We start from the raw sequence: 13012 nt of genomic DNA, 5'->3' as shown, positions 1-13012 counted from the left end.
ATCCGCCATGCGCCGCACCCTGCTCTCATGCGCCCTGCTGCTTGCCGCCGGGCATGCCGTGGCCAGCACCGCCTGGGTCTCCAACGAGAAAGACAACAGCCTGAGCCTGATCGACATGCAGACCCTGCAAGTCACCGACACCCTCAAGGTCGGCCAGCGCCCCCGGGGCCTGTTGCTGTCCCATGACAACAAGCTGCTGTACATCTGCGCCAGCGATTCGGACCGGGTCCAGGTGATGGATGTGGCCACTCGCACGATCATCAAGGAACTGCCGTCGGGCAAGGACCCCGAACAATTTGCCCTGCACCCCAATAACCGCTGGCTGTATGTCTCCAACGAAGACGATGCACTGGTGACGGTGATCGACACCGAGACTTCCAAAGTGCTGGCCCAGATCAACGTCGGCGTGGAGCCCGAAGGCATGGCCGTCAGCCCCGACGGCAAATGGGCGGTGAACACCAGCGAAACCACCAACATGCTGCACTGGATCGACACCAGCACCCAGACCCTGGCCGACAGCACCCTGGTGGACCAGCGGCCACGGTTTGTCGAGTTCAACCACGACGGCTCGCAGCTGTGGGCCTCGGCGGAAATCGGCGGCACCGTGACCATTCTCGACGTGGCCAGCCGCGCGATCCTCAAGACCCTGAGCTTCCAGATCAAGGGCGTGCACCCAGACAAAGTGCAGCCGGTGGGGATCAAGCTCAGCGCCGACGGCAAATACGGGTTTGTCGCCCTGGGCCCGGCCAACCATGTGGCGGTGATCGACGCCAAGACCTTTGAAATTCTCGATTACCTGCTGGTGGGCCGTCGCGTCTGGCAGATGGCATTTACCCCGGACCAAAAGCAGTTGCTCGCCACCAACGGCGTGAGCGGTGACGTGTCGGTGATTGATGTGGACAGCCTCAAGGTTCTCAAGTCGATCAAGGTCGGACGCTATCCATGGGGCGTGGTGGTCACCCCATGAATGCCCTGGACGTCAGCGACCTGAGCTTTGCCTACGGGGCGAGGCAGGCCCTGCGCGAGGTGAGTTTCAGCCTCGCACCGGGGCGCTTTGCCGCGCTGCTGGGCCCCAACGGCGCCGGCAAGTCGACCTTGATCGCCCTGCTCACCCGGCTTTATGACCTGCAAACGGGAGACATCCGGGTTGGCGGTCACTCCTTGCGCGATGCACCCCGCCCGGCCCTCAAGCAGCTCGGGGTGGTGTTCCAGCAAAGCACCCTGGACCTGGACCTGAACGTGGAGCAAAACCTGCGCTATCACGCCGCGCTCCATGGTTTGTCCCGTCGCCAGACCGCCTTGCGGGTCGACGCCGAACTGGCCCGCCAGGGGCTGACCGAACGCCGCCGCGAACGAGTGCGCGAACTCAACGGCGGCCACCGCCGCCGCGTGGAAATCGCCCGGGCGCTGCTGCATGAACCGCGCTTGCTGTTGCTTGATGAGGCCAGTGTGGGCCTCGACCCGGCCAGCCGCCTGGCCCTGAACCAGCACCTGCGCAGCCTGTGCCGCGAACAGGGGATCACGGTGCTGTGGACCACCCACCTGCTGGACGAAGTGCAGCCCGATGATGCCCTGATGATCCTGCACCAGGGCCGCCTGGTGGCCTGCGGGCAAACCGACGCCTTGAGCCTGGAACACGGCGGTGACCTGAGCGCCGCCTTCGCCCGCCTGACCCCTTCGGGAGCCGTGCAATGAACGCCTATTGGCAGTGCTTGCGCGGCATCGTGCTGCGCGAATGGTTGCGCTTTGTGTTGCAGCGCACGCGGTTTCTCAGCGCCCTGGTACGCCCGCTGCTGTGGTTGTTGGTGTTTGCCGCAGGCTTCAGGGCCGCCCTGGGTATCTCGGTGATCGAACCGTACGACACCTACATCCCCTACGAGGTGTACATCATCCCGGGGCTGGCCTGCATGATTCTGTTGTTCAACGGCATGCAGGGCTCGCTGTCGATGGTGTACGACCGGGAGATGGGCAGCATGCGTGTGCTGTTGACCAGCCCCCTGCCCCGCACCTTTCTGTTGTGCAGCAAGTTGTTGGCCACCTCGTTGATTTCGCTGCTGCAGGTCTACGGGTTCCTCGGGATTGCCTGGGTATACGGCGTGCAACCGCCGGCCATGGGCTTGTTGATCGCCTTGCCGGCGTTGCTGCTGGTGGCCTTGATGCTCAGTGCCCTGGGCTTGCTGCTGTCCAACGCGATCCGCCAATTGGAGAACTTTGCCGGGGTCATGAACTTCGTGATCTTCCCGCTGTTTTTCCTGTCTTCGGCGCTGTACCCGTTGTGGAAGATGCGCGACTCCAGCGAATGGCTGTACTGGTTGTGCGCCATCAACCCGTTCACCCATGCGGTGGAGCTGGTGCGCTTTGCCCTGTATGAACGTTTCACCGGCCTGGCGCTGGCGGTGTGCCTGGGCCTGACCCTGCTGTTCACACTGCTGGCGGTGCTGACCTTCAACCCACAACACGCCGCGTTGCGTAAAAAAGGCTGAGAACGTCAAAAACCAGTACTTTGGTACTGGTTTACCTGTCTATCGTCGCATTCCCAAGGCATCGAGTTCGGCCTGTAATGGGCGCATAACGATAAGGATTGGATCCGCCATGCTGCCCGCTCGATTTTCTCTGTTCGCGCTGCTGTGCCTGCTATGGGCCAATGCCCATGCCGACACCGCGCTGTTTTCCAATGATGGCTACCGCATCAACCTGTACCGCAGCCCCACGCCCGAGCAACTGCCGGGTGCGACCATCGTCGACACCCCTGCCCTGCAAACACTGCTGCGCCAAACGCCGGCACCGGTATTGGTCGACGTGTACCGCCGCCAATGGCTGCAAGGGCGCTTCATCGAAGACCAGCCCCACGCCAACCTGCCCGGCAGCCATTGGCTGGCCAATACCGGCGACGGCGACCTGACGCCGGAATGGCAGGGCTATTTTGCCCGGCACCTGTATAAGCTGACGGCCGGGAGCCTGGCGCAACCGCTGGTGTTCTATTGCCGCTCCGATTGCTGGCTGAGTTGGAACGCGGTAAAACGGGCGGCCAGCCTGGGCTATACCTCTGTGTACTGGTACCGCGATGGTCTGGATGCATGGGAAGCGGCAAAGCTGCCCGTTGCGCCCGCGCAACCCGAGCCTTTTCAATAATCAACAATAATAAGGTGAACGGCCATGTACAAAATTCTGATTGCCGACGATCACCCGCTGTTTCGCGAAGCGATCCACAACGTCATCAGCGATGGTTTCCCGGGCAGCGAAGTGATGGAAACCGCCGACCTGGAAAGCGCCCTGGCACTGACCCTGGAGCACGATGACCTGGACCTGATCCTGCTGGACCTGAACATGCCCGGCATGCACGGGCTCAATGGCCTGATCAACCTGCGCAACGAGTCGCCGACGATTCCGGTGGTGATCGTGTCTGCCGAACAAGACAAGCAAATCGTGCTGCAAGCCATCACCTATGGCGCAGTGGGGTTTATCACCAAGTCGTCGCCCAGGCTGCAAATGACCGAGGCGATCCAGCAGATACTCAACGGCAATGTGTACTTGCCGCCGGACATTATTCGCAGCCAGAAAACCGGCACCCACCGGCGGATGAACGAGAACCCGGGGTTTGCGCCGGAACTGCTGCAAGCCCTGACGCGCAAGCAGTTACTGGTGCTGGAGCGAATGACCAAGGGCGAGTCGAACAAGCAGATTGCCTATACGCTGGAGATTGCCGAGACCACAGTGAAGGCCCATGTGTCGGCGATTTTGCGCAAGTTGAATGTGCATAACCGGGTGCAGGCGATTTTGAGTGCGGGTGATATCGACTTCGGCTCGTACCTCAGGCGCTGAGAGCTCTTTGTAGGAGCGAGCTTGCTCGCGAAAAACTCAAGGGCCCCCGGGGAACCTGATGCCGCGCGTTATCGTTGGCGATTTTCGCGAGCAAGCTCGCTCCTACAGAGCAGGTGACTCATCGCCGTCTTGAGCTTCATCGGTTTGACCGGCTTGTGCATCAACATATGCCCCAGCTCCCGAATCTGCTGCTTGAGCTCATTGCTGTAGTTGGCCGTAATCATCATCGCCGGGATCGCACTGGCTCGCCGCGCGTTGATGCGGGCCACCGCGTCCACACCGTTCTGCTCATTATCCAGGTGATAGTCGGCAATCAGCAGGTCGGCCTCGGCATGGTAGTTATCCACCTGCCGCGCCAGATCCTGTTCCGACAAGGCCGTTACCACGCGGCATCCCCAGCCTTCCAGCAACGTGCGCATGCCCGCGCAAATTGCCGCGTCGTTATCCAGCACCCACACTCGCGCGCCCTGCAAACGTTCCAGCATCGGCTCGCTCATCAGCGGAGCCGGCAAGGCCTTGGGCGCCGTGGCGCTCAGCGGCACTTCCACACCAAACATCGAGCCCTTGCCCGGCCATGACCGCACGGTGATCCGGTGCCCCAGGATCCCGGCGATCTTCTCGACGATGGCCAGGCCCAATCCCAGCCCGCGATCCTGGTCCGGCCGCTGCACGTCCCCGCGCTTGAACTCCTGGAAAATTTCCTCCAGCCGCTCCTCGGCGATGCCCATGCCGCTGTCCCAGACCTGGATCGACAACCGCTGGTGATGCCGACGGCAACCCAGCACCAGCCGGCCGCTGTAGGTGTAGCGAATGGCGTTGCTCAGCAGGTTGCGCAGGATCCGCGCCAGCAACTGGATGTCACTGCGCACCAGCGCCGAACACCCGATGAAGTGCAACTCCAGCCCTTCGCTGCGGGCCAGTTCGGTGTACTCGGCGGCCAGGTTCTCCAGCAATTCACTCAGGGCGAATGGCGCGATATCGGCTTTGATCACCCCGGCGTCCAGCTTGGAAATATCCACCAGGGTGCTCAGCAGGTTTTCCACATCTTCCAGGGAATTGCTGACATTGCGCACCAGGGTTTCGTTGGCTACCGGGTCGCGTCGCTCCAGTAAGGCGCTGGTGAACAGCCGTGCGGCGTTGAGCGGTTGCAGCAGGTCATGGCTGACGGCGGCGAGGAATTTGGTTTTCGACAGGTTGGCCTGCTCAGCCTCAAGTTTGGCTTCCCGCAGGCGCGACTCCACGCGGCGGCGTTCGTCGATTTCGCGCAGCAGTTGGTCATTGAGGGACGTCAGCTCCACCGTGCGCTCGCGCACCCGAACTTCCAGGTTTTGATAGGCCTGATGCAAGGCTTCGGCGGTGCGGCGGCGTTCGGTGATATCGCGGATCAGCACGAAGATCCCCACTACTTCGCCGCTGGCCAGGCGATTGGGCACGTAGGAGCGCAGCATGTAGCGCTCCTGATTGTTGAGGTTGGTTTCAGAAAACTCGAAGGTCACGCTCTCCCCGGCCAGGGCTCGGGCGACGTAGGCTTCAAGCCGCTGGTAATGCTGCTGGCTGTGCACCTCCAACAGGCTGCGCCCGAGCATCGCGCCCCGCGGCCAGCAGTACCATTCCTCATACACCTTGTTGGTGAACTCGTAGACCAGCTCGGCGTTGAGGTAGGCGATCAGCGCCGGCACATGGTCGGTGATCAGGCGAATCCAGCGCTCGCTTTCCTGCGCCTTTTGCGCCGCCGCCTGTTCCCGGCGCAAGGTTTCGGCGCGCAGTTGGGCGTCGATCAGCAAGTGGTTGCTGGCCCTGAGTTCGGCCATCGCCTGGTTCAGCGCGTCGGTACGCTCGCGCACTTGTTCGGCCAGCACCACCGAATGCTGGAAGGTGGTGTAAGGGTCATTACCCTGGGCCACGCCAGACTCGATGCGCTCGATCAGCGCCGCGTTGATCCGTGCCAGCTTGTGGTTGTCCACACGCAGCTGCGCCACTTCGGCCAACAGTTCATCGCGGTCCAGGGGCGCGACCTCGGGCAATGGCAACCCCGGTGAAGGTTTGGTTGATGTGCATGCCATTGAACTGTTCTCCGTAGGTGTTGAAACCCATCACCCGGTGGTCCTGTAAAAATCCACCGATCTGTTCCAGGGCGCCGCTGTCTTCCAGCTCCAGGCGCCTGAGGAAGCAGTCGCAGCCGAGGGTCAGCAGCAGTTCGCCGAGGCGCGCTTGCAGGCCGTCGAACAGGTTTTGCAGGTTCGGCAAAATCTCACCCGGTGTCATCACCGTCAGCACGATGCCGTTCTCCACGGCGCAGTAGAAACTCAGGCTCAAGTCCTCATGCACCTGCTGGATCGCGCGCACGTAGTACTGGTGATTGATGCGCACCGCCAAGGGATGGGCGGCGAACACCCGGTGATCAAGGTCGGCGACGGCCACGCCGATATGCCGGGCGTACTCTTCGGCAGCCGGCTCGGCGTTGAGCTCGAAGACCCGGCGTGAGGCACTGTCGGCGCCGGTCACCACCAGTTTTTCTTCCCGAGGCAAGATGTGATGGGTGGTGAAGACCTCGAAGTCGAGCCAGGTGTTGACCAGCACCACCACCGCCGCGCCGCTGCGGAATTCGCCGCCGAAGTACACGTGGGTGTGGGTCAGGTGGTTGTCATCGCCTGCCGAGCCGCCGAAGTGCGGGATATCGCCCAGGGCGGCACTCAAGGCTGCGAGGACTATTTCCTCGCGGCTGGCCAGGCCGTCGAGCAAGGTCAGGGCGAAGCTGTTGCCCTTGATCGGCGCCAGGCTGTTGCTGCGACAGCCGCCCACCAGCCGTTCGACCATTTGCTGGGCGTCGATCAGGCTGAAGTGCTCCACCTGGTCGATCAGTTCCGTGGCGATGGAGAAGTGCGAGTAGGCAAAGCCGACGGCGGTGATGCAGTTGCGGCCGTAGCCTTGCGGGGTGATTTCGCCGGCGCTGGTACAACCCACCAGGCGGATGCTGCCGAAGCGCTGTTGCAGGGCCTGGCCGAGGGCCTGCAGGTCGTAGGAGGCAGAGCAAAAGAACAACACAAAACCCAGGTGCGGATGCAGCAGTTGGCGCGCCAGTTCGTCGGCCGCCTGCCAGGCATCGCTGGCCTCGGACATGGCACTGACTACGCCTTCACTCTGATGCATCGCCGACTCCCCGTATGAGGCATGAGTGTACGAAGGCTGGGGAGCGGGACCTATGCTACTTGGGTAGTGGGTGGGGGATTCGATGGGATGAGGTTGGAGCTCAGAATGAAGCTTTGATCAACATACCCACCGCCACCAGCACACACAGCGTCGCAAAACCCACCTGCAACGTGCGCGCCTTGATCACCGAGCACAGGCGCCGGCCCGCCAACATGCCGACAATGCTCGAACCGATAAATACCCAGCCCATCGGCTCGATACTGACCCCGGCATGAAACGCCCCGACCACGCCGACCAACGAGATCAGGCTGATCACCATCAACGAGGTGGCGACGATGCCGCGCATCTGTACATCAGTCAGTTGCTTGAACGCCGGCACGATCAGAAAGCCGCCGCCCACGCCGAGCAAGCCCGACACCGCACCGGTTACCGCACCGAGGGCCGCCAGGGTGGCCGTGCACTTGGCGGTCCAGGAAAAGCGCCCGGTCTGTTGGTCGAGCATGCAGTTCTTCTGGCCCCAGGACGCAGTGCCGTGGTCACTCGGCCCGGCCTCAAGCTTCTCGCGCTGCAGCATGCGCCAAGCCACTAGCACCATCAGCGCACTGAACAGGCCCATCAGGACGTTCTCCGACATCTGATGGGCGAAGAACACCCCCAGCGGCGAAAACAACGCGCCAAGCAGCGCAATCAGCAGCGCGGCGCGGTAGCGCACCAGGCCATGGCGCAAGCCATCGACAGCCCCCACGGCAGCAGCCGCGCCCACCGCGAACAACGACACGGGCGCGGCCTGGGTCATGGTCAACCCCAGCCCCAGCACCAACGCCGGGACGCCAAGAATGCCGCCTCCGGCACCGGTCAAGCCCATGACCAACCCCATCAACACGCCCAGAAAACTTGCCAGCAGCATAGGGTTGCCTCAATCCACCTTGGCCAGACGGGTCAGCCATTCGCGGCCCTTGAGCATGCCGTTCCAGTAGAACCACGGCAGGAAGCTCGCCTTGAGGAACCACGCCGAACGCCGCGCCACCGTCGGGTCGAGGGGGAAAGTCGGCAGCAGCTTGCCGCCATAGCCGAACTCGGCCAGTACCACCTTGCCCTTCTCCACCGTCAGCGGGCACGAACCGTAGCCGTCGTACTTGAGGGGCAGCGGCGCCTGTTTGCGCAGGGCCAGCAGGTTTTGCGCAACCACCACGATTTGCTTGCGCGCGGCGGCTGCAGTTTTGGCGTTGGTGGTGGAGCACACGTCGCCCAGGCCGAAGATGTGCGGGTAGCGCAGGTGTTGCAGGCTTTGGGGATTTACTTCGCACCAGCCGGCGGCATCGGCCAGGGGGCTTTGGCGGATGAAGTCCGGGGAGACTTGCGGCGGGACGACGTGCAGCAGGTCGAAGGTTTTCTCTTCGACGCGCACATTGCCTTCAGCGTCCTTGATTTCGAACCAGGCCCTGCGCGCCGGGCCGTCGACCTTGACCAGGTTGGAGTTGAACGCGAGTTGCGCGGAATACTTTTCAACGTACTTCATCAGCGGCGGAACGAAGGTCGCTACGCCAAACAAGGCAGCGCCGGCCAGGTTGAATTCGACGTTGATGTTTTTCAGGTCACCCTGCTTGAGCCAGTGATCGCACGACAGGTACATGGCCTTTTGCGGGGCGCCGGCGCATTTGATCGGCATGGCCGGCTGGGTGAAGAGCGCTTTGCCATTTTTCAGTTGCTGCACAAGTTGCCAGGTATAGGCGGCGTGTTCGTAGCTGTAGTTGGAGGTCACGCCATTCTGGCCGAGGGTCTCTGGCAGGCCTTCGATCTTTTCCCAGGCGAGGCGCAGGCCCGGGCACACGATGAGGTTTTCCCAGGTGACGCGCTGGCCGCTGTCGAGTACCAGGGTGTGCTCGTCGGGCAGTAATTCACTGACGGCCGCCTGGATCCAGGTGACGCCGTTGGGCAGCACGTCAGCCATGGGGCGCACGGTCTTTTTCACGTCATAGGCGCCGCCGCCCACCAACGTCCACGCAGGCTGGTAGTAGTGGTGGTCGCTCGGTTCGATCAGGATGATATTCAGGTGCGGGTCGCGCTTGAGCAGGCTGGCCAGCAGGCCGATGCCTGCCGAGCCGCCACCGATGACAACGATATCGCCACTGATGGTAGGTCCCCAGTGTTGGTCGTTCATGAGTTATGGCCTTTTTATGGTCAATGCACACAAGGGTCGCTGCCGTACGGCGTCACGCCCAGCTTTTGCCACCACGATGCCATCCTTTGCCTCGGGTCGTTCAATTCACTTAAGCTCGCAAGGTTATGTGGAAACCTCACTGAATGTAAGTCGCCATTAGCCACCTGGGAAACCCGTCATGTCAGCGTTGATTCAATCCTTTCTGGACGAGGCGTCGTCGACCTACACCTACGTCGTCTATGAAACGGACGGTGGCCCCTGCGCCATCGTTGATTCGGTGCTCAATTACGACCCGGCCTCCGGCCGCACCGGCACCGGCCAGGCGGACAAGGTGGTCGCGTTTGTGCGCGAGCATGGCTTGCAGGTGCAGTGGTTGCTGGAAACCCATGCCCATGCGGACCACTTGTCGGCGGCGCCGTATTTGCGTCGGCAGTTGGGCGGCAAGATCGCGATTGGCGAGTCCATCAGCAAGGTGCAGGGTGTATTCAAGAACCTGTTCAACCTGGAGCCGGAGTTTCGGGTGGACGGGTCGCAGTTCGACCATTTGTTTGCGCCGGATGAGGTTTTTCACATCGGTAAGCTGAAGGCCCAGGCGCTGCATGTGCCTGGGCATACGCCGGCAGACATGGCTTACCTGATTGAAGATCAGTTGATTCTGGTGGGCGACACCTTGTTCATGCCGGATGTGGGCACGGCGCGCTGTGACTTCCCCGGTGGTGATGCGCACCAGCTGTATGCGTCGATGCGCAAGTTGTTGGCCTTCGCGCCGCAAACCCGGCTGTACGTGTGCCATGACTACCCGCCCGAAGGCCGCGCCGCCAAGTGCATGACCACGGTGGCTGAACAACGGGCAGGCAATATTCATGTGCATGACGGGGTGGATGAAGCCGAGTTTGTCGAGATGCGCACCACACGGGATGCCGGGTTGGGCATGCCGACGTTGTTGCTGCCGGCGATTCAGGTGAATGTGCGGGCCGGGGTGATGCCGCCGGCGGAGGACAATGGGGTGGTTTACCTGAAGATTCCGCTCAACCAACTTTGAGCGGGCACTTCAGGCATGGCGAAAATGTACTGCCGGCCAGGCGAAGCCCTGCAACATAGGCCCTCGATCAACCCACGGAAAACTTCGACACGATCTGCTTAAGGTCCACCGCCAGCTTGGACAGTTCATGACTGGCGATAGACGTTTGCCCCGCAGCCGACGAACTCTGGATGGACAGGTCGCGGATACTGATCAGGTTCTGGTCAACGGAACGCGCCACGTGTGCCTGCTCCTCCGAAGCCGTGGCAATCAGCAGGTTTTTTTCATTGATGTCGGAAATGGCTTCGGTGATCTGGGTAATCGCCAGACCCGCTTCATGGGCAATTTTCAACGAGTCCACCGCTTCGCTGCGGTTCAGCGCCATGGACGACACCGCCTCGCTGGAACAGGTCTGGATTTTCGCAATCATCTGCTCGATTTCTTGAGTAGAGGTCTGTGTGCGATGGGCCAGCGCCCTTACTTCGTCCGCCACCACCGCAAAGCCACGCCCTTGCTCACCGGCCCTCGCAGCTTCAATGGCGGCGTTCAACGCGAGCAGGTTGGTTTGCTCGGCAATGGAGCGGATGACCTCGACCACCTTTGCAATATCCTGCGCCTGCTTGGCTAACCCTTCGACCTCAAGCCCCGTCTGCTGCACCGTGGCGCTCAGCTTTTCAATCGAGGCGATGGTTTGAGTAACACGTTCCTGGCCGACTTTGGCGGAGCGTTGGGAGTCCTGGGTGGATTGGGAGGCCGAGACGGCATTTCTGGCCACTTCCTCTACAGCGGCTGTCATCTCATTGACGGCCGTGGCCGCCTGATCAGTCTCCATGCTTTGGCGCTCAATACCCGCCGTAGACTCCCGGGTAATCGAGCTCATTTCTTCTGCTGCCGAGGCCAACTGGCCGGAGGCTTCGGATATGTGCTGCAAGGTGCTCTTCAGGTTCATTTGCATGGCAGCGGTCGATTGCTGCAGCGCGGTCAATTCGTCCTTGCCACTGATCGCAATGGCCACTCGCAAATCACCCTCGGCAATCTTGGTGGTCGACACCAACAATTCACGCACCGGGGTAATGATGCTTTGGGTAAACAGGCGAGCAACCACCACGGTCAACAACACGGCACCCACCATCAATCCCCACGTAAACAAGCGAGTCATATGAAACTCATCGGATGCCATTTGCACCGCCCGTTTCGACCCTTCCTCATTAATCGCGATCAAACCGGCGATCGAATCCTGCACCTTGAGTGCGACGGGGCCGTTGACGTCACGCAAATAGGCCGCAAACTCATCGATTGACAGCGTGCCGGCGCGCGCGATCAAGTCATCCATATTTCGGTTGTAATTCTGTATACCGTTTAATACTTCAGTATATTTAGACTGTTCTTCAGGACTTGATACAAAAGGTGCATAGCTCTCAGCAAGCTTGATCGTATCCGAACTAACACTCTTCAACTTCTGGACTGACCCGGACTCCTGACGAGCACTGTCCATGGCAAAACGACGCAACTCCAGACGAAGTTTGTAAAAACTCGAATCTATACTTCCGCCCAAACGAATGCTGGGCAGCCAGTTAGTTTGAATGTCCACGGTAGACGAGTAAACATTGTCAATTTTTACCAGCGTCATTCCTCCCTGAATCAACAACAAAACACAAACCACACCAAAACAAAGCGTGGTGCGAAAGTTTAACTTCAAGGATCTCATGGACATTCGGCTCACCCTTTTATCTTGGCCACATAGCGCAAAATCTCATGGGGTTCACTGTGTTTAACGCAGTGTGAAAAATACGTGACTTAAAAAGTAATTTTTCATTAAAACTCAATGACAAACTTGAAAATCAATCAGACGTTGCCTTCACATTAACCAGTGAATACATCGAATCACAGGAACGGTCGCAATTACGCCCGACAGTCTCCAGATGGCGCTTCAAGGAGTCAACAACTTCTGGCGACAGGTAGGCTACTTTCTCTACCAGCGCGGCCATGTCCTCAAGCGCTGCGACGATGGACAGCTGAGTTAGATTAAAGTCGTAGAGCGCACGGTAAACCAGTTCCTGACTTTGCATGACGTCGCCCCTCAAAATTGGAGCTTAGCACCTGCCTCATCATGCGCTGCAAAAAACACAACTTATCATATGGGTATCTGCACTACTGAGTGACTAACACTGCAAACTTATATCTGAATGGATAGCCGACGGGTCATTGATCAAACCATCAAGCCACCTGGCGGCAGCGGCAACGCAGTTTTGTAGCGCACCTGCTTGAGGGCAAAGCTGGAGCGGATGTTGGCGACGCCCGGGACTTTGGTCAAAAAGTCCATCATGAAGCGCTCCAAAGACTGGATGGTCGGCACCAGCACCCGAATCAAATAGTCGGGGTCGCCGGCCATCAGGTAGCACTCCATCACTTCGGGGCGGTCGGAGATGGCCCCTTCAAATTGCTGCAACGCCAACTCGTTCTGTTTTTCCAGGCTGACGTGGATGAACACATTGACGTGCAGCCCCAGCAGGTCGGCGTCCAGCAGCGTCACCTGATCGCGAATCAGCCCCAGTTCTTCCATGGCCTTGACCCGGTTGAAACACGGTGTGGGCGACAGGTTGACCGAGCGGGCCAGGTCGGCGTTGGTGATGCGGGCGTTCTCCTGAAGGGCGTTCAGAATGCCGATATCGATACGGTCCAATTTGCGCATGAGACAAAACCACCTGTTTATTATGTTTATGCAGTTTTTTTATCCCCAAATGATCTCCAACGCAACGAAACAGAGATAAATATTCTCCTGTGCCGAGCCTATGATTGTTGTAGGACAAGATTTCTTCTACCCGAAGACGGACTGTCAGCTACCGCGCCCACTACAA

General features: G+C 60.1%; 13 protein-coding genes. 6 read left to right on the top strand and 7 right to left on the bottom strand.

Features of this window, described 5'->3' with window-relative positions; translation table 11 throughout:
• The first annotated feature begins 7 nt into the window (after positions 1-7).
• The 5 genes from CEC48_RS11995 (at position 8) to CEC48_RS11975 (ending at position 3822) form a co-directional block, all read left to right on the top strand.
• Entirely contained in the window at positions 8-967 is a 960-nt protein-coding gene (locus CEC48_RS11995) for a YVTN family beta-propeller repeat protein (RefSeq protein WP_088423936.1), read from the top strand.
• A complete protein-coding gene (locus CEC48_RS11990; RefSeq protein WP_088423935.1) occupies positions 964-1695 on the top strand; it encodes an ABC transporter ATP-binding protein in 732 nt (243 codons plus the stop codon). The genes CEC48_RS11995 and CEC48_RS11990 overlap by 4 nt, the downstream gene beginning before the upstream one ends.
• Entirely contained in the window at positions 1692-2483 is a 792-nt protein-coding gene (locus CEC48_RS11985; protein WP_088423934.1) for an ABC transporter permease, read from the top strand. Before CEC48_RS11990 ends, CEC48_RS11985 begins: the two co-directional genes overlap by 4 nt.
• Before the next feature lie 109 nt (positions 2484-2592).
• Positions 2593-3132 (top strand): PQQ-dependent catabolism-associated CXXCW motif protein, encoded by a 540-nt coding sequence (locus CEC48_RS11980; protein ID WP_088423933.1) that lies wholly within the window; start codon positions 2593-2595, stop codon positions 3130-3132.
• A 24-nt stretch (positions 3133-3156) separates the two neighbouring features.
• Positions 3157-3822 (top strand): response regulator transcription factor, encoded by a 666-nt coding sequence (locus tag CEC48_RS11975; RefSeq protein WP_088423932.1) that lies wholly within the window; start codon positions 3157-3159, stop codon positions 3820-3822.
• Positions 3823-3890: 68 nt separating this feature from the next.
• On the opposite strand, the gene CEC48_RS11970 is transcribed toward CEC48_RS11975, so the two are convergent.
• The 4 genes from CEC48_RS11970 to CEC48_RS11955 all read right to left on the bottom strand — a co-directional run bounded on the left by CEC48_RS11970 (position 3891) and on the right by CEC48_RS11955 (position 9133).
• Positions 3891-5885: a PAS domain-containing hybrid sensor histidine kinase/response regulator gene (locus tag CEC48_RS11970; protein ID WP_177408893.1), complete on the bottom strand. Its 1995-nt coding sequence runs from the start codon at positions 5883-5885 to the stop codon at positions 3891-3893.
• Positions 5815-6972, bottom strand: a complete 1158-nt coding sequence (gene nosP, locus CEC48_RS11965; protein ID WP_088423930.1) for a nitric oxide-sensing protein NosP — start codon at positions 6970-6972, stop codon at positions 5815-5817. Before nosP ends, CEC48_RS11970 begins: the two co-directional genes overlap by 71 nt.
• Before the next feature lie 100 nt (positions 6973-7072).
• On the bottom strand, positions 7073-7879 hold the full coding sequence (locus CEC48_RS11960) for a sulfite exporter TauE/SafE family protein (RefSeq protein ID WP_088423929.1): 807 nt from the start codon (positions 7877-7879) through the stop codon (positions 7073-7075).
• 9 nt (positions 7880-7888) lie between these two features.
• A complete protein-coding gene (locus tag CEC48_RS11955; RefSeq protein WP_088423928.1) occupies positions 7889-9133 on the bottom strand; it encodes an FAD/NAD(P)-binding oxidoreductase in 1245 nt (414 codons plus the stop codon).
• Between the two features lie 178 nt (positions 9134-9311).
• Here CEC48_RS11955 and CEC48_RS11950 point away from each other — a divergent pair, with 178 nt between their 5' ends.
• On the top strand, positions 9312-10175 hold the full coding sequence (locus CEC48_RS11950; protein WP_088423927.1) for an MBL fold metallo-hydrolase: 864 nt from the start codon (positions 9312-9314) through the stop codon (positions 10173-10175).
• 67 nt (positions 10176-10242) lie between these two features.
• On the opposite strand, the gene CEC48_RS11945 is transcribed toward CEC48_RS11950, so the two are convergent.
• From CEC48_RS11945 to CEC48_RS11935, 3 genes are all read right to left on the bottom strand, one after another.
• Positions 10243-11868, bottom strand: a complete 1626-nt coding sequence (locus tag CEC48_RS11945; RefSeq protein WP_088423926.1) for a methyl-accepting chemotaxis protein — start codon at positions 11866-11868, stop codon at positions 10243-10245.
• Between the two features lie 127 nt (positions 11869-11995).
• On the bottom strand, positions 11996-12223 hold the full coding sequence (locus CEC48_RS11940) for a hypothetical protein (RefSeq protein ID WP_088423925.1): 228 nt from the start codon (positions 12221-12223) through the stop codon (positions 11996-11998).
• A gap of 140 nt (positions 12224-12363) precedes the next feature.
• Positions 12364-12846 carry an Lrp/AsnC family transcriptional regulator gene (locus CEC48_RS11935; protein ID WP_017476898.1) on the bottom strand — a complete coding sequence of 161 codons (483 nt, stop codon included), beginning with the start codon at positions 12844-12846 and terminating at the stop codon, positions 12364-12366.
• Positions 12847-13012 lie beyond the last annotated feature (166 nt).

The sequence above is a fragment of the Pseudomonas sp. K2I15 genome (genome assembly GCF_002204795.1).
Taxonomy (GTDB): Bacteria; Pseudomonadota; Gammaproteobacteria; order Pseudomonadales; family Pseudomonadaceae; genus Aquipseudomonas.
Note: the sequence above shows the minus strand (reverse complement) of the source record. Positions and strands in the feature narration are given on the sequence as shown.